The organism is Pseudoalteromonas sp. PAB 2.2 (genome assembly GCF_001938575.1).
GTDB lineage: Bacteria > Pseudomonadota > Gammaproteobacteria > Enterobacterales > Alteromonadaceae > Pseudoalteromonas > Pseudoalteromonas lipolytica.
The window spans coordinates 286,834-303,088 of record NZ_LYPI01000008.1; the positions used below are offsets into that span (position 1 = coordinate 286,834).

Annotated in this window: 15 protein-coding genes; 7 read left to right on the forward strand and 8 right to left on the reverse strand. The window is 43.6% G+C overall.

The annotated features are described in order from the left end of the window. Window positions 1-59 precede the first annotated feature (59 nt). From BWD47_RS05380 to BWD47_RS05415, 8 genes are all read right to left on the reverse strand, one after another. Window positions 60-548 (reverse strand): hypothetical protein, encoded by a 489-nt coding sequence (locus BWD47_RS05380; RefSeq protein WP_075593578.1) that lies wholly within the window; start codon window positions 546-548, stop codon window positions 60-62. A gap of 95 nt (window positions 549-643) precedes the next feature. Continuing rightward, complete coding sequence (locus BWD47_RS05385) at window positions 644-1,405, reverse strand: SDR family oxidoreductase (protein WP_075593579.1); 762 nt, start codon at window positions 1,403-1,405, stop codon at window positions 644-646. Between the two features lie 9 nt (window positions 1,406-1,414). Beyond that, window positions 1,415-2,305, reverse strand: coding sequence for a 3-hydroxyisobutyrate dehydrogenase (gene mmsB, locus BWD47_RS05390; RefSeq protein ID WP_075593580.1), 891 nt, complete (start codon window positions 2,303-2,305; stop codon window positions 1,415-1,417). 5 nt (window positions 2,306-2,310) lie between these two features. Continuing rightward, complete coding sequence (locus BWD47_RS05395; protein ID WP_065979915.1) at window positions 2,311-3,453, reverse strand: enoyl-CoA hydratase/isomerase family protein; 1,143 nt, start codon at window positions 3,451-3,453, stop codon at window positions 2,311-2,313. After that, window positions 3,453-4,232, reverse strand: a complete 780-nt coding sequence (locus BWD47_RS05400) for an enoyl-CoA hydratase (RefSeq protein WP_065979914.1) — start codon at window positions 4,230-4,232, stop codon at window positions 3,453-3,455. The genes BWD47_RS05395 and BWD47_RS05400 overlap by 1 nt, the downstream gene beginning before the upstream one ends. Before the next feature lie 10 nt (window positions 4,233-4,242). Beyond that, window positions 4,243-5,400, reverse strand: coding sequence for an acyl-CoA dehydrogenase family protein (locus BWD47_RS05405; RefSeq protein WP_036968447.1), 1,158 nt, complete (start codon window positions 5,398-5,400; stop codon window positions 4,243-4,245). Between the two features lie 99 nt (window positions 5,401-5,499). Further along, entirely contained in the window at window positions 5,500-6,990 is a 1,491-nt protein-coding gene (locus tag BWD47_RS05410) for a CoA-acylating methylmalonate-semialdehyde dehydrogenase (protein WP_075593581.1), read from the reverse strand. An 85-nt stretch (window positions 6,991-7,075) separates the two neighbouring features. Next, a complete protein-coding gene (locus BWD47_RS05415; protein WP_036968453.1) occupies window positions 7,076-8,257 on the reverse strand; it encodes an acetyl-CoA C-acyltransferase in 1,182 nt (393 codons plus the stop codon). 341 nt (window positions 8,258-8,598) lie between these two features. Between BWD47_RS05415 and BWD47_RS05420 the strand changes: the two genes are divergently transcribed. From BWD47_RS05420 to BWD47_RS05450, 7 genes are read left to right on the forward strand one after another with little or no spacing between them, the layout of a single operon-like run. Continuing rightward, window positions 8,599-9,033, forward strand: coding sequence for a MerR family DNA-binding transcriptional regulator (locus tag BWD47_RS05420; protein WP_036968456.1), 435 nt, complete (start codon window positions 8,599-8,601; stop codon window positions 9,031-9,033). Between the two features lie 50 nt (window positions 9,034-9,083). Next, window positions 9,084-10,259, forward strand: coding sequence for an isovaleryl-CoA dehydrogenase (locus BWD47_RS05425; RefSeq protein WP_036968459.1), 1,176 nt, complete (start codon window positions 9,084-9,086; stop codon window positions 10,257-10,259). 11 nt (window positions 10,260-10,270) lie between these two features. Further along, a complete protein-coding gene (locus tag BWD47_RS05430) occupies window positions 10,271-11,878 on the forward strand; it encodes a carboxyl transferase domain-containing protein (protein WP_065979911.1) in 1,608 nt (535 codons plus the stop codon). A 10-nt stretch (window positions 11,879-11,888) separates the two neighbouring features. Then, window positions 11,889-12,659 carry an enoyl-CoA hydratase/isomerase family protein gene (locus BWD47_RS05435; protein ID WP_036968466.1) on the forward strand — a complete coding sequence of 257 codons (771 nt, stop codon included), beginning with the start codon at window positions 11,889-11,891 and terminating at the stop codon, window positions 12,657-12,659. 8 nt (window positions 12,660-12,667) lie between these two features. Further along, window positions 12,668-14,635 (forward strand): acetyl/propionyl/methylcrotonyl-CoA carboxylase subunit alpha, encoded by a 1,968-nt coding sequence (locus BWD47_RS05440; protein WP_075593582.1) that lies wholly within the window; start codon window positions 12,668-12,670, stop codon window positions 14,633-14,635. Continuing rightward, entirely contained in the window at window positions 14,632-15,537 is a 906-nt protein-coding gene (locus BWD47_RS05445; protein WP_075593583.1) for a hydroxymethylglutaryl-CoA lyase, read from the forward strand. Before BWD47_RS05440 ends, BWD47_RS05445 begins: the two co-directional genes overlap by 4 nt. 11 nt (window positions 15,538-15,548) lie before the next feature. Further along, entirely contained in the window at window positions 15,549-16,247 is a 699-nt protein-coding gene (locus BWD47_RS05450; RefSeq protein WP_075593584.1) for a CoA transferase subunit A, read from the forward strand. Window positions 16,248-16,255: the final 8 nt, after the last annotated feature.

A 16,255-nucleotide genomic window follows, 5' to 3' on the forward strand; every position in this document is an offset into this window, starting at 1 on the left:
TGCATCTCTCAAAATAAAAAACGGCATTGTTAGCCGTTTAATTATTGAATGTTGGTAAGTTAATTACAAGGATTTTGCTCTTCAATGGTCCAACCATGTTGTTTAAAAAACAGTTCTGAAACAGTTAAAATGATGCCTGCCAGAATAATTAACTCCATCACACTTATTACGTCGCTCATAAACATCCAGCCTAGAGCAAAAAATGCCATAAGTTGAATCGCTTTAAAATACCATGCAACTTTTCGTATTGTACCGTACTTAAGCTGATAGCTTTGCTCTAAAACGCCATCACACATTAATGAAATAACTGCGGTGGATTTTCTAAAGGGCTTTACGATTACATCTAGCTTGCAGGCTTTACCATCAATATCAAATTCATGGCAAGAGGAAGTTTTAAAACTACGGGCTTCTTTTATTAATTCACCATCGACTTTTAAGGTCTCTTTACCGGTATAGGCTGACCCCCAATATTCAATAACATGCTTGCCTAACGTAAATTGTGCAGTTATTCCCTTCATTAGTGAAGCTTTAACGTTCTCTGTTGTCATTGTAATTTCCTTATTAATCAGAAACTCACCCTAATCTAAAAACAAAAAAACGGCAAGCTAAGCTTACCGTTTTGGTATTCAATGGGTAATTGAAATTAAAGTCGAATACCGCCGTCTATTTCAACAACACGGCCTGTAAAGAAATCGTTTTCAACAATGTACTGTGCCGTTTGTGCAATTTCTTCTGCTTCACCAAAGCGACCCACAGGGGTTACAGCCATCATGCGCTGCTTTGCCTCTGGCTTCATTGCATCGGTCATTGCAGTGCGAATAACACCCGGTGCAATTGCACCCACACGAATTCCAAAGCGGCCTAGCTCTTTTGCCCAGCCCGTTGTCATGGCAACAACACCCGCTTTAGAAGCAGCATAGTTTGTTTGGCCAATATTACCTGCTCGTGCAACGCTTGACATATTAACGATAACGCCACCTTTACCAGACTCAATCATGTGGCTTGCTGCTTCACGTCCGGCTAAAAACACGCCCGTCAGGTTTACATCAATAACAGACTGAAATTGGGCAAGCGACATCTTATCAACCACTTTGCCTTCTTTCGCTTTGATAAACATACCATCACGTAAAATACCCGCATTGTTGATAAGCACACCAATATGACCAAAGTCATTATTAATCGTGTTGAATGTTGTAACGACTGCATCTTCATCAGTCACATTTGCAACATAGGCTTGTACTTTTGTGCCGTATTTAGCCAAGGCAGATACCGCGGTATCGAGGATGTCTTGTTGCATATCAATCAGCGAAATATTTGCGCCAAGCGATGCAAACTTTTCGGCCATGGCAAAGCCTAAACCTTGCGCACCACCAGTAATAACGATGTTGTTGTTTTTAATTTCCACAACACACTCCTACTTCGAGAATAATTTAAAAATGGCACTAAAATCATCACTGCCTGCACCTTGGTGTTGCAGCATGGTGTATAAATTTTTAGCCATTGACCCCATTGGGGTTGATGAATTACTTTGCTGGGCTGCTTCCATAGCAAGACCTAAATCTTTTGCCATTAAATCAACCATAAAGCCCGGTTTATAATCATTACTAGCCGGTGCGGTTTCCATCACACCTGGGCACGGGTTATAAAGCTCTAAGGTCCAGTTACGGCCTGAGCTGGCGGTCATAATGTCACTCAATACTTTGGGGTCTAAGCCATTATTAATGCCCATTTGCAGAGCTTCACTTGTCCCTGCCATCAAAATACTAAGCAGCATGTTGTTACATATTTTAGCCACTTGGCCTGCACCAATATCACCCGCATGGAAAATATTTTTGCCCATATCAACCAATGCAAGCTTGGCTTTTTCAAAGTGACGCTGCTCACCACCGACAATAAAGGTCAGCGTACCCGCGGTTGCACCTGCAACACCACCTGATACCGGCGCATCAACAAAATCAATGCCTTTTTGTGCCAATTCGCTGCCTACTTGACGAGCTGATTCAGCATCAATGGTTGAGCAATCAATAACCAGTGTTTTACTATCTAGTAAATTAATTAAGCCCGTTTCACCAAGATAAAGCGACTTAACATGCTTGCTTGCTGGTAGCATACTAATAAAAATATCGGCACCAATAGCACATTCAGCTGCATCGCTTGCGGCCATTGCGCCTTTTGCTTCAAGCTCGCTGACCGCCGCTTTATTTAAATCAAATACGCGTACTGTGTGGCCGGCATTAACTAGGTTAGCCGCCATTGGGCCACCCATATTGCCTAAACCAATAAAACCTATTGTTAATTTAGCCATCTGTATTACCCCTTGGTTAACACATTGAGTGGGTGAGATTGCTCATCCCAGCGTGATGTAAAAAAGCTTTCTAGTAAATCAGGTTCAATGTCTGATAGTGACTTAAATTGCCAATTAGGTGCGCCATCTTTATCAATTAATAAAGCACGCACACCCTCTTGAAATTCACCTACTTCACCGCATCGTACCGACATACCAAGCTCCATTTTAAAACACTCGGCAAGTGTTTTGCCTTTCGATGCAGCAAGTTGACGCTCTACCAATGCACAACTCAGCGGGCAACCATGTGCCAACGATTTTTGAGCACGTGACAGCCATTTATCTTCTGTGTCGATTGCTTGGATATAGTCAATTTTGTCTTCTAGAGTTTCAAACTCAGCAAGCTTTTGAATAACTGCTAGGTTAGCTTTCACATTCCCCTTTGGTACTCGACCTGAAATGTTATCGATAGAGACTAAAATTTGAGTTAGCTTTTCATGGTTTAATGAGGCTGTTTTACCCCATTTTTCAGCAGTGATAGCAGAAAAAATGGCATCAAATTTATCGGCCGTTGCATAATGATCGGCTAAGTTTACAAATAATGCATCTTCGGCATTAATAGAGGCCGCCGTTAAACCTAAAAATAGGCCCACTTGATCTGGCATTTTATGTAAAAAGTAACTGCCGCCAACATCTGGGTACAAGCCAATAGTAAGTTCAGGCATCGCGATTCGAGAAGTGTCAGTTACGACTCGATGACTTGCCCCCGCCATTAAGCCAAGGCCCCCGCCCATCACAATACCGTTACCCCATAACATAATGGGTTTTTCGTAGCAGTGTATTAGGTAATCAAGCTTGTACTCTAACGTGAAGAAATCTTCAATGTAGCTGGCAGGCTCACCTGTGCTCATCGCTTTGTGTAAACTAACCACATCGCCACCGGCACAAAACGCTTTTTCACCTGCACCTTTTAAAATAACCATCGCTACTGAGTCATCGTCAGCCCACTTTCTAAGCTGTGGCTCAAGTAACTGGATCATGTCGTAATTTAATGCATTTAACGACTTTGGCGCGTTAAGTGTTGCAATTGCAATGAGGCCGCTGGCGGCCTCTGCAGTTTCGAACACCACTGGCGCATCTTGATGATTTAGTAGTGTTAAATTACTCATTAGCCGTTTACCCAGTTTGCTTTACGCTTTTCTAAGAATGCGTTCACACCTTCGCGTTGGTCTTTGCTGTCGAAAAGTTGAACAAACAGTTCACGCTCAAGTGGTAATGCATGAGCCATAGGCTGAGTACGGCCTTTTTGAATGAGTTCTTTACACGCAGTAACAGCAACAGGGCTCTGTTCAGCTACTTGATTAGCCAGCGCCATTGCTGCATTTAAACTTTCGCCTTGTGCAACAACTTCTTCAACAAGTCCAATTTCAAGTGCTTTGTCGGCTTTTAAACGCTCACCACATAAGATCATGCGTTTTGCCCAACCTTCGCCCACTAACCACGCAAGATTTTGCGTCCCGCCAGCACAAGGCAGTAAGCCTACTTTTGCTTCAGGTAGCGCCATTTGTGCTTGTTGCTCTGCAATACGAATATCGCACGCAAGGGCAACTTCAAGACCGCCGCCCATGGCATAGCCATTTATCGCAGCAATTGAAACACCACGGAAGTTTGTTAATGCTTCAAATGCATCACCAAATACTTTTGACATGGTTGCCGCAACGCCTTTATCGCCACTTGCAAATACATTTAAATCGGCACCGGCACTAAAAAACTTCTCGCCTTGACCTGTGATAACCAATGCATACACGTTTTTATTGGCATTTAACTCTGTCACCGTGTCTTTTAAGGCGGTAAGTGTATCGTGTGTCCAGGTATTCGCAGGGGGGTTATTCATTGTTAACACCGCTACGTTGCCTTCAATAACAAGATCGATAGATGGATTAGACATAGTACGCTCCTTATAGAATGTCGTTAGCTGATTCAGCTAAAATACGGCGCGCAATAATCACACGCATAATTTCATTTGTACCTTCAAGTATTTGATGTACTCGCACATCTCTAAAATGACGCTCTAGTGGGTATTCTTTGATATAGCCATAGCCACCGTGAATTTGCAGTGCATCATCACATACTTTAAAGCCAACATCAGTGGCAAAGCGTTTTGCCATTGCACAGTAGGTGGTTTTTTCGCTGTCGCCCGTATCCAGTTTAAACGCCGCTAAACGTACCATTTGACGCGCAGCTACAAGCTCCGTGTTCATGTCAGCAATTTTAAATTGCAACGCTTGGAAAGCGGCTAAAGGCTTGCCAAATTGCTCACGCTCTTTTAAATACTCGCGCGCTGTATTAAGTGCAGCTTGCGCCGTACCTAACGAACACGTTGCAATATTAATACGACCGCCATCTAGGCCTTGCATCGCAAATTTAAAACCTTCGCCTTCTTGACCCAGTAAGTTTGCAGCAGGAATACGCACGTCTTCAAAGCTAATTAAGCGTGTTGGTTGTGCATTCCAGCCCATTTTTTCTTCGGCTTTACCATACTCAACGCCGGCTGCATCTGCAGGAACCACAAATGCCGAAATACCTGCAGCACCTTCACCACCGGTGCGTGCCATAACCACTAATAAGTCAGTTTCACCCGCTCCAGAGATAAACATCTTAGAGCCTGAAATCACATACTCGTCGCCTTCTTTAACGGCTTTTGTTTTAAGTGATGCAGCATCAGAACCTGAACCCGGCTCGGTTAAGCAATACGAGGCAAGTAATTCACCCATGACAAGTTGTTCGCAGTATTTTTCTTTTACTGCATCGGTACCGAAGCTTGCTACCATCCAGGTTGCCATATTATGAATCGTTAGCATGGCGGTGGTTGCTGTACAACCCATCGCAAGCTGTTCAAAAATAATGCTTGAATCTAGGCGAGATAACCCTAAACCACCCGCTTCTTCTGGCGTGTATAAACCACAAAAACCAAGCTGACCCGCTGCCTTAATGGTGTCTTTTGGAAAAATGTGTTCTTGATCCCATTTAGCGGCGTAAGGTGCCAGTTCAGACTCTGCAAACTGACGGGCTGTTTCAGCAAAGGCTTGCTGATCTTCGGTTAAATTAAAGTCCATAGTAGACCTCTTAAATTGTTGTCTTATTCTTTGTATAAATCGGTGTTTAAAGAGCGAGGACAGCCTCGCTCATTCCTTATAAAGCGCGCTTACCGGCGCTTATTTAAGGTTAATACTCATGTTTGGACCCGAGGCAATATCGTCCTCAAACCAACGAGACGTAATGGTTTTCGTTTCAGTGTAAAAACGAATACCTTGTTTGCCATACGTGTGTTGATCACCATAGAAAGAGCCTTTCCAACCAGTGAATGAGAAAAACGGCAGTGGCACCGGAATTGGCACGTTAATGCCTACTTGGCCTACTTCGATTTCGTGTTGGAATTTACGTGCGGCTGCACCGCTTGAGGTAAATAATGACGTACCATTACCGTATGGTGAGTTATTAATTAGCGCGATTGCTTCTTCAAGCGTATCAACAAACATACACGCCAGTACTGGACCAAAGATTTCTTCTTTGTATAAATCCATCTCGGTTGTAACATCAGTGAATAACGTTGGACCAACCCAGTTACCTTGCTCATACCCTTCAACAGTAAAGTCTGAGCCATCAATTAAACAGGTTGCACCTTGTGCTTTACCGCCAGCAATAAGCGATAAAATACGGTCTTTTGCCGCTTTTGATGTTTGCGGACCATATGCTGCATTCGCATCATCCCACACACCTGGGCGCACGTTTTCAAAACCCGCTTTAATTTCATCAACCCAGTCTTTCGCTTGACCAACAAAAACAGCAACCGAAATACCCATACAACGCTGACCCGCAGCACCAACCGAAGCACCTACTAGGTTGTTTACAACATGTGATTTACTCGCATCAGGCATAATAACCATGTGGTTTTTGGCGCCAACACAAGCTTGAACGCGTTTAAGATTCGCAGTGCCTTTTGAATAAATATACTCACCGACACCACACGAACCCACAAATGAAATTGCACGTACAGCAGGGTCTTCTAGTAAGCGGTCTACTTGTGGTTTAGTACCATGAACAACTTGTAAAACACCTTTAGGGGCACCTGCTTCAACAAACAGCTCAGCTAAACGCATTGGTGTAAGTGGGTCTTGCTCTGATGGCTTAAGAATAAACGTGTTACCACACACAATAGCCAGTGGGAACATCCACAGTGGGATCATCGCTGGAAAGTTAAACGGCGTAATACCAGCACACACACCAAGCGGTTGCATATACGAATATGTATCGATTTTACGCGCCACGTTTTCCATGGTTTCGCCCATCATTAACGAAGGTGCATTTGCGGCTTGTTCAACAACTTCGATACCACGCCATACATCACCTTTCGCATCTTCGAATGTTTTGCCCAGTTCATGACAAATAATCGTTGCTAACTCATCGTGATTTTCTTTTAATAACGCGGCATATTTCATCATAATGCGCGCACGTTCAGAAATAGGTACTTCTTTCCACGTTTTAAACGTTTCTTTAGCCGAAGCAATTGCGGCATCCATTTCGGCATCTGTTGCACAAGGCACTTGTGCTAAAACTTCTTGGTTTGCAGGATTAATAACATCAATAAGGTGCGTTGAACTTGATTGGGTAAATTCGCCGTTGATAAATAAAGGTACTTGGTGCATGAGGCACTCCTCCCCAGTGGGTATTAAGAGGCCGCAACATGATAGTTTTTAAAATACGTTGCGGCTGTGAGAGACTAAAAAATGCTTAAATAGCTTCGACGGCCATCGCAACCGCTTCACCACCACCAATACACAGTGAGGCAACGCCTTTGCTTAGACCACGATTCTTTAATGCATGAATTAGGGTGACTAAAATACGTGCGCCGCTGGCACCAATTGGGTGACCCAATGCACATGCACCGCCGTTAACATTCACTTTGCTTTCGTCGAGTTTAAGCTCGTTGATTGCAAGCATAGTTACCATGGCAAATGCTTCATTGATTTCCCAAAGGTCAACGTCTTCTACAGACCAACCTGCTTTATCTAGTAAAGACTTCATTGCACCAACAGGTGCTAATGTAAACTCGCTAGGGGCTTGTGAATGTGTGCTGTGAGCTACAATGCGACAAAGCGGTGTTAAACCTTGTGCGTGTGCGTCAGACTCACGCATTAATACAAGAGCAGCAGCACCATCAGAAATTGACGACGAGTTAGCCGCCGTAATAGTGCCATCTTTTTTGAATGCAGGACGTAAGCCTGGGATCTTATCTGGGCGAGCATTACCTGGTTGCTCATCAATAGAAACCGTTACATCGCCTTTACGCGTTGAAATAGTGTGTGCAGCAACTTCGCTCTCAAACGCACCTGATTCAATGGCGGCATTGGCTTTGGTTAACGAGCTTAATGCAAAGTTATCCATTTGTTCACGGCCAATTGAATATTGATCAGCGGTGTCTTGTGCGAAACAGCCCATTGCTTTGTTGTCATAGGCATCTTCGAGGCCATCACACATCATGTGGTCTTTTACTTCACCGTGACCCATACGCATACCACCACGTGCATTAGGTAGCATGTAAGGCGCATTACTCATGCTTTCCATACCACCAGCAACAGCAACATTAATAGAGCCAGACTTAATTAGATCATGCGCGAACATCGCCGCTTTTAAACCTGAGCCACATACTTTATTGATCGTCGTTGCACCGGTGCCTTGATTTAGGCCCGCTTTTAACATTGCTTGACGCGCTGGTGCTTGACCTAAACCTGCCGGTAATACACAGCCCATAATCACTTCGTCGATTTTATCCGCAGATAATCCCGCGTGCTCTAAACTGCTTTTAATGGCAGTCGCCCCTAAATCAGTTGCGTGTGCGCCACTAAGTGCGCCCATAAACCCACCCATAGGTGTGCGTTTTGCGGCAACAATAACAACGGCTTCAGTAGTCATAATTGGCTCCATGTTAGTGGTTATCATCATGTGTTCAAATCATGTGTAACCAAACAGTTAATTTGTTATAGTTTAATTTCGATTTAATTCAGCATACATAATATTTACGTTTACGCCAACGTAAATCTAAAATCAACTTTTTTGCGGCCGGTAAAACTGTAAACTTATCTGTATTTTGCTGTATTAAAAATCAAACATTTCCTCACAAAGCCATATAAATAAGGCGCTGCAATAAATTTTAAGCGCTAACCTTATAAGTCTAAAGTATAACTTCACAATGACACTTTACCTTTACGTAAACTTCACTTATATTGGTGTTATTCGAATGAGGTAAATAAATCATGAAACAAGACAATCAAACAAACTTTGAAAGTGCAGCAGTCGAGCCTGCCAGCAATGAGCAAACGTTTAGTATCAGCGAACTAGCAAAAGAATTTGATATTACAACGCGCTCTATTCGCTTCTATGAAGACCAAGGCTTGATCTCACCTGAGAGAAACGGTCAAACCCGTATTTACTCGAAACGTGACAAAGTAAGGCTAAAACTGATCCTACGAGGTAAACGCTTAGGCTTTACACTTGCCGAAACCGGCCGTTTGTTTGAACTTTACGACGCAGATAAATCAAGCGCTAAACAGTTAGTGACTATGCTTGACCTTATTGCAGAAAAGAAAGCGGATTTAAGCCAACAAATGGACGACATTAAAGTTGTTCTTATGGAATTAGTCACCGCTGAACGTCGCTGTCGTGAAACCCTCAATAACCTAGACGAATAACCTGACACCCTTTTTATACGCGTCAACAGACTCTCACAGGAACACATATTATGAGCACTATTTCACTTTATAAAGAAATGAACTTCGGACTTGGCGAAACCGCAGACATGATCCGTGATCACGTTAATAGCTTCGCAAGCCAAGAGATTGCCCCTCTTGCTGAACAAACAGATTTAGACAACACGTTCCCAAATCAACTTTGGCCACAACTTGGCGAAATGGGTTTATTAGGAATGACGGTAGCTGAAGAATTTGGCGGTGCGGGTTTAGGCTATTTAGAACATGTTATTGCCATGGAAGAAATTAGCCGTGCAAGTGCCTCAATTGGCCTAAGTTATGGTGCTCATTCAAACTTATGTGTAAACCAAATAAACCGTAATGGAACACAAGCGCAAAAAGAAAAATACTTACCAAAGCTTATCAGCGGTGAACACATTGGTGCGCTTGCTATGAGTGAACCCAATGCAGGTTCTGACGTAGTATCAATGAAATTAAAGGCCGAGAAAAAAGGCAACGTATTTGTTCTTAACGGTAACAAAATGTGGATCACCAATGGTCCCGATGCTGACACGTTCGTTATTTATGCCAAAACCGATTTAAATGCAGGCCCTAAAGGGATCACTGCTTTCATCGTTGAGCGCAACACACCTGGATTTTCTACCGCACAAAAACTAGACAAACTGGGTATGCGCGGTTCGAATACTTGTGAACTTGTATTTGAAAACTGTGAAGTACCAGAAGAAAACATTTTAGGTAACTTAAACGAAGGCGTAAAAGTCTTAATGAGTGGCCTTGATTACGAGCGTGTTGTATTAGCCGCGGGTCCACTTGGTATCATGCAAGCCTGTATGGACATTGTTGTACCGTACATTCATGAACGTAAACAGTTCGATAGCCCAATTGGTCAATTCCAATTAATTCAAGGCAAAATTGCCGACATGTACACGCAAATGAATGCAGCGCGTTCATATGTTTACACGGTAGCTCGCGCATGCGATCGCGGTGAAACAACGCGTAAAGATGCGGCTGGTGCCATTTTATATGCGGCAGAACTGGCAACTAAGATGGCATTAGATGCAATTCAGATCTTAGGCGGTAACGGTTATATCAACGAGTACGCGACAGGCCGTTTATTACGTGACGCTAAACTTTATGAAATTGGTGCGGGTACTTCTGAAATCCGCCGTATGCTGATTGGTCGCGAATTATTCACTGAAAGCCGATAAGGATTAAAGTTATGACGATTTTAAAATCGAGTGTTAATCCACACGATCCGCAATTTCTGCAAAATCACGATAACATGGCTGCCCTTGTAAACGACTTACGTGAAAAAGTGGCCGATATCCGCTTAGGCGGTGGCCCTGCTTTAATAGAACGCCATGTTGGCCGTGGTAAGTTATTTGTACGCGATCGTATCGAAACATTATTAGATGAAGGTTCGCCGTTCTTAGAGATTTCTCAATTTGCGGCGTTTGGTGTTTACGAGCAAGCGATTCCATGTGCAGGCGTTGTTGCGGGTATTGGTCGTGTTAAAGGCGTTGAATGTATGATTATCGCCAACGATGCCACTGTTAAAGGAGGGACATATTTCCCACTAACAGTGAAAAAGCATCTGCGCGCACAAGACATTGCAGAGCGTTGCCATTTACCGTGTATTTATTTAGTTGATTCGGGCGGTGCAAACCTGCCTGAACAAGACGATGTATTCCCAGATAAACTGCATTTTGGTCGCATTTTCTATAATCAAGCACGTATGTCGGGTAAAGGCATTCCGCAAATTGCGGTGGTAATGGGCTTATGTACTGCTGGCGGCGCGTATGTGCCTGCAATGGCAGATGAAAGCATTATCGTAAAAGAACAAGGCACTATTTTCTTAGCGGGTCCACCGCTTGTAAAAGCCGCAACAGGTGAAGAAGTTAGCGCTGAAGAGCTAGGCGGTGCCGATGTGCACTGTAAAACATCGGGTGTGGCCGATCACTATGCTGAAAACGATGCACATGCACTGTCTATTGCACGTCAATGTATTGAGCGCATTAATTATCAGCGCCCTACTGCACCATTACTTGAAGACGTAAAACCTCCACGTTACGACATTAACGAGATTTACGGCATTGTTGGTACTGATCTTAAAAAGCCATTTGATGTACGTGAAGTCATTGCACGAGTGGTTGATGACTCATCATTTGATGAGTTTAAACGCTACTTTGGTGAAACCTTGGTAACGGGCTTTGCGAAAATTTTTGGCCACCCTGTTGGTATCGTTGCTAACAATGGCATTTTATTTAGTGAATCAGCTCAAAAAGGTGCGCACTTTATTCAGTTGTGCGCGCAGCGAAATATCCCTTTAGTCTTCTTACAAAATATCACCGGCTTTATGGTGGGTAAAAAGTACGAGGCAGAAGGTATCGCAAAACACGGTGCCAAAATGGTTACCGCGGTATCGTGTGCTGATGTACCCAAATTCACCGTGTTAATTGGTGGCTCTTATGGTGCGGGTAACTACGGTATGTGTGGCCGAGCGTTTGAACCAACAATGATGTGGATGTGGCCTAATGCCCGTATTTCGGTTATGGGTGGCGAGCAAGCAGCTGGCGTACTTGCTCAAGTGAAGCAAGACGGTTTAGCACGCAAAGGCGAAAGCATGACTGATGTGCAAATTAGCGAATTTAAAAAGCCAATTATCGAGCAATACGAAAAACAAGGTCATCCATATTATGCCAGTGCACGACTGTGGGATGATGGCATTATCGACCCTGCCGATACACGTAATGTGTTAGGTCTTGCTTTAAGTGCTGCTAAAAACGCCCCAGAGCGTGATTCTCAGTTTGGCGTATTTAGAATGTAATGGAGGCCGTATGTCAGTAACACTACAAATAACAAAATCAAATGTGGCTGTCCTCGTTTTAAACCGCCCAGAAAAACACAATGCATTTAATGAGGACGTGATTAGCGAACTCATTCAGTGCATTGAGCACGCCAATAGCTGTGATGTACGTGCTTTGGTATTAAAAACACAAGGTAAGCATTTTTCTGCAGGCGCTGATTTAAATTGGATGAAGTCGATGGCTGGCAATGACTTTGCAGAAAACTTCGCAGATTCAAAGCAACTTGCCAAATTAATGCATGTGCTTGCAACAAGCCCTCATCCAACGCTATGTGCCGTACAAGGGGCTGCATTTGGTGGTGCGTTAGGCTTAATAGCCTGTTGTGATATTGCTATTTGCCAAGACGATGCACAATTTTGTTTAAGCGAAGTGAAGTTAGGTTTAATTCCAGCTGTGATTAGTCCGTATGTGATCAAAGCGATTGGTGAGCGTGCTGCACGCCGTTACTTTTTAACCGCAGAAATCTTTGATGCACACACAGCGAAACAATTAGGTTTAATTCATCAAGTGACCGGTGACTTACAAACAGCATTAGACAAGCACTTGCAAAGCCTTGTTAATAATGGGCCTATTGCAGTGAAAGCAGCCAAACAGCTAATCAATGATGTTGCGGGTAAAGCCATTGATGAAACACTAATCGATTTAACAGCAGAGCGTATTGCGCGTATTCGTGTATCAGACGAAGGACAAGAAGGTCTTAGCGCATTTTTTGAAAAACGCAGCCCAAATTGGCAGAAATAGGATCCATTATGACAACAAAAACGTTGAAAAAAATTCTCGTTGCAAACCGTGGTGAAATTGCCTGCCGAGTTATGCGCACAGCAAAACAAATGGGCCTAACTACGGTTGCTGTATATTCAGATGCAGATAAACACGCGCAACATGTAAAGCTGGCCGATGAGGCTTATCACATTGGTCCTGCACCAAGCAAAGACTCATACCTAGTCGCAGATAAAATTATCGACGTTGCAAAACAAACCTCCGTTGATTGCATTCACCCCGGCTACGGTTTTTTATCTGAAAACAGTGAATTTGCCCTAGCCTGTGAGCAAAACGACATTGCATTTATTGGTCCTCCAGCATCAAGTATTGAAGCAATGGGTTCTAAAACGCGTGCAAAAGAAATTATGCACGAAGCCAATGTCCCTTTAGTGCCGGGCTATTATGGCGATAACCAAGACAATGAATTTTTAAAAGCCGAAGCAGAAAAAATTGGCTACCCTGTCCTTATCAAAGCAGCCTTTGGCGGTGGCGGTAAAGGAATGCGTGTAGTAGAGCATGCAAAAGATTTTATCAGTGCGCTTGAAGGGGCAAAGCGTGAAGCTAAAGCAGGCTTTGGTAATGATTTAGTGCTTCTAGAGCGTTACGTTACTAAACCCCGTCATGTTGAAGTACAAGTATTTGCAGACAATCATGGCAACTGTGTTTATTTAGGCGATCGTGACTGTTCTTTACAACGTCGCCATCAAAAAGTGATTGAAGAAGCACCGGCGCCGGGTTTATCTGATTCGCTACGAAAAGAAATGGGTGAAGCCGCTGTACGCTGTGCACAAGCAATTAACTATCGTGGTGCGGGTACTGTTGAGTTTTTGCTGTGTGGCGATGAGTTCTTCTTCATGGAAATGAACACTCGTTTACAAGTAGAGCACCCGGTAACCGAAATGGTCACTGGCGTTGACTTAGTAAGCTGGCAAATTAATGTGGCTGCAGGTGGAAAACTGCCGCTGTCACAAGCGGATATTCAGCTGCAAGGTCATAGCTTTGAAGCACGTATTTATGCAGAAGACCCAAGCAATGACTTTATCCCGTGTTCTGGCCGTATTGATGCCCTATTCACCCCGACTGAATCAGAGTTTGTACGCATAGACACTGGCATTGCCGCTGGTGATGAAATTAGCCCGTTTTACGACCCAATGATTGCTAAGCTCATTGTTCACGATGACAACCGTGAGGCTGCGCTTGGTCGTTTATCAAAAGCACTGCAACAATTTCATTTAGCTGGGTTTAGTTGTAACGTTAACTTTTTGCACAACCTTGCTAACCACCCTACGTTTCAAGCTGGTGCGCCTGATACGCACTTTATTGAAGACCAAGGTGCGCAATTAGTCGCTAAAGACGAGCAACAACATACACTCGCGACAGTAATCGCTGCATTTGCATACATGAGCACACTAAAAGGCAGTAGTGCGAGTCCATGGCAGCAATTAACTGGCTTTATGCTAAACAGCGCTGCGCTAACAAAAATCCCATTTACTGATGTTGCGGTGCAAGCTGAAAAGTGTGCCGATGGTTTTAAAATCAACCTCAACTCAGTTGACTATACAAGTTCAGGCACTGTTGAAAATGGCCTTGCTCGCTTAGTCATTAATGGTGAAAAAGTTGTCGCGCATGTTATCCAAACAGACACGCATATCACTGTAATGTATAACGCTCAGCAAACAGTGATTGAACTCATCGATAAACACTACATTAGTGAACATGAAAGTGATGCACTTCCTCTTGCGGCCCCATTAAACGGCACAGTCGTTAAACACCTTGTCGCTGTGGGTAGCGAAGTAGTTAAAGGCGATGCGGTTGTAATTATCGAAGCAATGAAAATGGAATACACGCTTAATGCTCCACATGATGGTGTATTAACCAGCTACTGTTTTGGTGAAGGTGAATTAGTTAGCCATGGCGATATGCTCGCCATAGTCGAGGAACAGGAGGCGGTATGACACAGTTCCCTGGGTGTGTACGTATTGTTGAAGTGGGTGCCCGTGATGGACTGCAAAATGAAGCAGCCGTCACCAGCCAAGATAAAATCGAACTAATTAACGCCCTAGCCAACGCGGGTCTTAACGATATTGAAGCGGGAGCATTTGTATCACCTAAATGGGTGCCGCAAATGGCTGACTCACGTGATGTGATCAACGCATTAAGCTTACCTAATGTTAATTTAAGTGCGCTAACCCCTAACTTACGTGGTGCAGAAGCCGCTCATCAAGTGGGCATTAAAGAGTTTGCTATATTTACCGCAGCCAGCGAAGCATTTTGTCAAAAGAACATTAACTGCTCGATTGATGAAAGTATTGACCGCTTTAAAGAGGTCATGGACTTTGCGAAAGAAAATAATATTCGTGTTCGTGGCTATGTAAGTTGTGTAATGGGTTGCCCTTACCAAGGTGACGTTGACTACGCTGATGTATTAAAGGTGTCGCAGCGTTTATTAGACTTGGGTTGTTACGAGATTAGCCTTGGTGACACAATTGGTGTAGGAACAGCAAAAAAAGTGGACGAGTTATTAGATTTATTACTGCAACATATTGATAAGTCAAAACTCGCTGTACATTTTCACGACACCTACGGGCAAGCGCTCACAAATATTTACACCGCGCTAATGCGAGGTATTTCAACCGTTGACAGTGCCGTTGCAGGCCTTGGTGGCTGCCCTTATGCCAAAGGAGCGTCAGGAAATGTTGCCACTGAAGATGTAGTTTACTTACTGCAAGGGCTTGGCATAGAGCATGGAATTGATTTAGAAAGACTGGCGAAAGCTGGTTGGGCTATTTGTAGCGCATTAAATAAACAACCTGTCAGCAAGGTTTCACTTGCTCTAAAGAACACGCAGAATAATTAAGGAGTAGGCTCATGGCCGGTTTTGATAAAGTGGTTTCGAGTTACGAAGCTGCGATGGAAGGTTTAAAAGATGGCGATACCATTATCGCTGGTGGCTTTGGCTTGTGTGGTATTCCTGAAGGACTTATCGGCGAAATAAAGCGTAAACAAACAAAAAACTTAACGGTTGTGTCTAACAACTGTGGCGTTGACGACTTTGGTTTAGGTATTTTGCTACACGACAAGCAAATTAAAAAAATCATTGCCTCTTATGTTGGTGAAAATGCCTTATTTGAACAACAGTTACTTAATGGCGAAATTGACGTAGTACTTACGCCACAAGGTACACTTGCTGAGAAAATGCGTGCTGGTGGTGCGGGTATTCCGGCATTTTACACTGCAACTGGTTACGGCACCCCTGTTGCACAAGGCAAAGAAGTTAAAGAATTTAATGGTCGCCCATACATTCTAGAAGAATCAATTACAGGTGAGTTTGCGATTGTTAAAGCATGGAAAGCCGATCGCTATGGCAACCTCGTGTTTCGTCACACAGCCATGAACTTTAATCCAATGGCTGCAACCGCAGGTAAGATTACCGTTGCTGAGGTTGAAGAAATCGTAGAGCCGGGTGAACTGGAGCCGAGCCAAATTCACACCCCAGGCATTTATGTTAATCGTGTGATCAAGGGTAACTTTGAAAAACGCATCGAACGTGTAACGACTCGCGATTAAGGAGCATT

Bases quoted from the DNA above. Each gene is read 5' to 3' on its own strand.
- mmsB (WP_075593580.1), bottom strand. From the start codon at position 2,305: ATGGCTAAATTAACAATAGGTTTTATTGGTTTAGGCAATATGGGTGGC.
- BWD47_RS05405 (WP_036968447.1), bottom strand. From the start codon at position 5,400: ATGGACTTTAATTTAACCGAAGATCAGCAAGCCTTTGCTGAAACAGCC.
- BWD47_RS05410 (WP_075593581.1), bottom strand. From the start codon at position 6,990: ATGCACCAAGTACCTTTATTTATCAACGGCGAATTTACCCAATCAAGT.
- BWD47_RS05380 (WP_075593578.1), bottom strand. From the start codon at position 548: ATGACAACAGAGAACGTTAAAGCTTCACTAATGAAGGGAATAACTGCA.
- BWD47_RS05420 (WP_036968456.1), top strand. From the start codon at position 8,599: ATGAAACAAGACAATCAAACAAACTTTGAAAGTGCAGCAGTCGAGCCT.
- BWD47_RS05415 (WP_036968453.1), bottom strand. From the start codon at position 8,257: ATGACTACTGAAGCCGTTGTTATTGTTGCCGCAAAACGCACACCTATG.
- BWD47_RS05440 (WP_075593582.1), top strand. From the start codon at position 12,668: ATGACAACAAAAACGTTGAAAAAAATTCTCGTTGCAAACCGTGGTGAA.
- BWD47_RS05395 (WP_065979915.1), bottom strand. From the start codon at position 3,453: ATGAGTAATTTAACACTACTAAATCATCAAGATGCGCCAGTGGTGTTC.
- BWD47_RS05445 (WP_075593583.1), top strand. From the start codon at position 14,632: ATGACACAGTTCCCTGGGTGTGTACGTATTGTTGAAGTGGGTGCCCGT.
- BWD47_RS05435 (WP_036968466.1), top strand. From the start codon at position 11,889: ATGTCAGTAACACTACAAATAACAAAATCAAATGTGGCTGTCCTCGTT.
- BWD47_RS05425 (WP_036968459.1), top strand. From the start codon at position 9,084: ATGAGCACTATTTCACTTTATAAAGAAATGAACTTCGGACTTGGCGAA.
- BWD47_RS05450 (WP_075593584.1), top strand. From the start codon at position 15,549: ATGGCCGGTTTTGATAAAGTGGTTTCGAGTTACGAAGCTGCGATGGAA.
- BWD47_RS05430 (WP_065979911.1), top strand. From the start codon at position 10,271: ATGACGATTTTAAAATCGAGTGTTAATCCACACGATCCGCAATTTCTG.
- BWD47_RS05400 (WP_065979914.1), bottom strand. From the start codon at position 4,232: ATGTCTAATCCATCTATCGATCTTGTTATTGAAGGCAACGTAGCGGTG.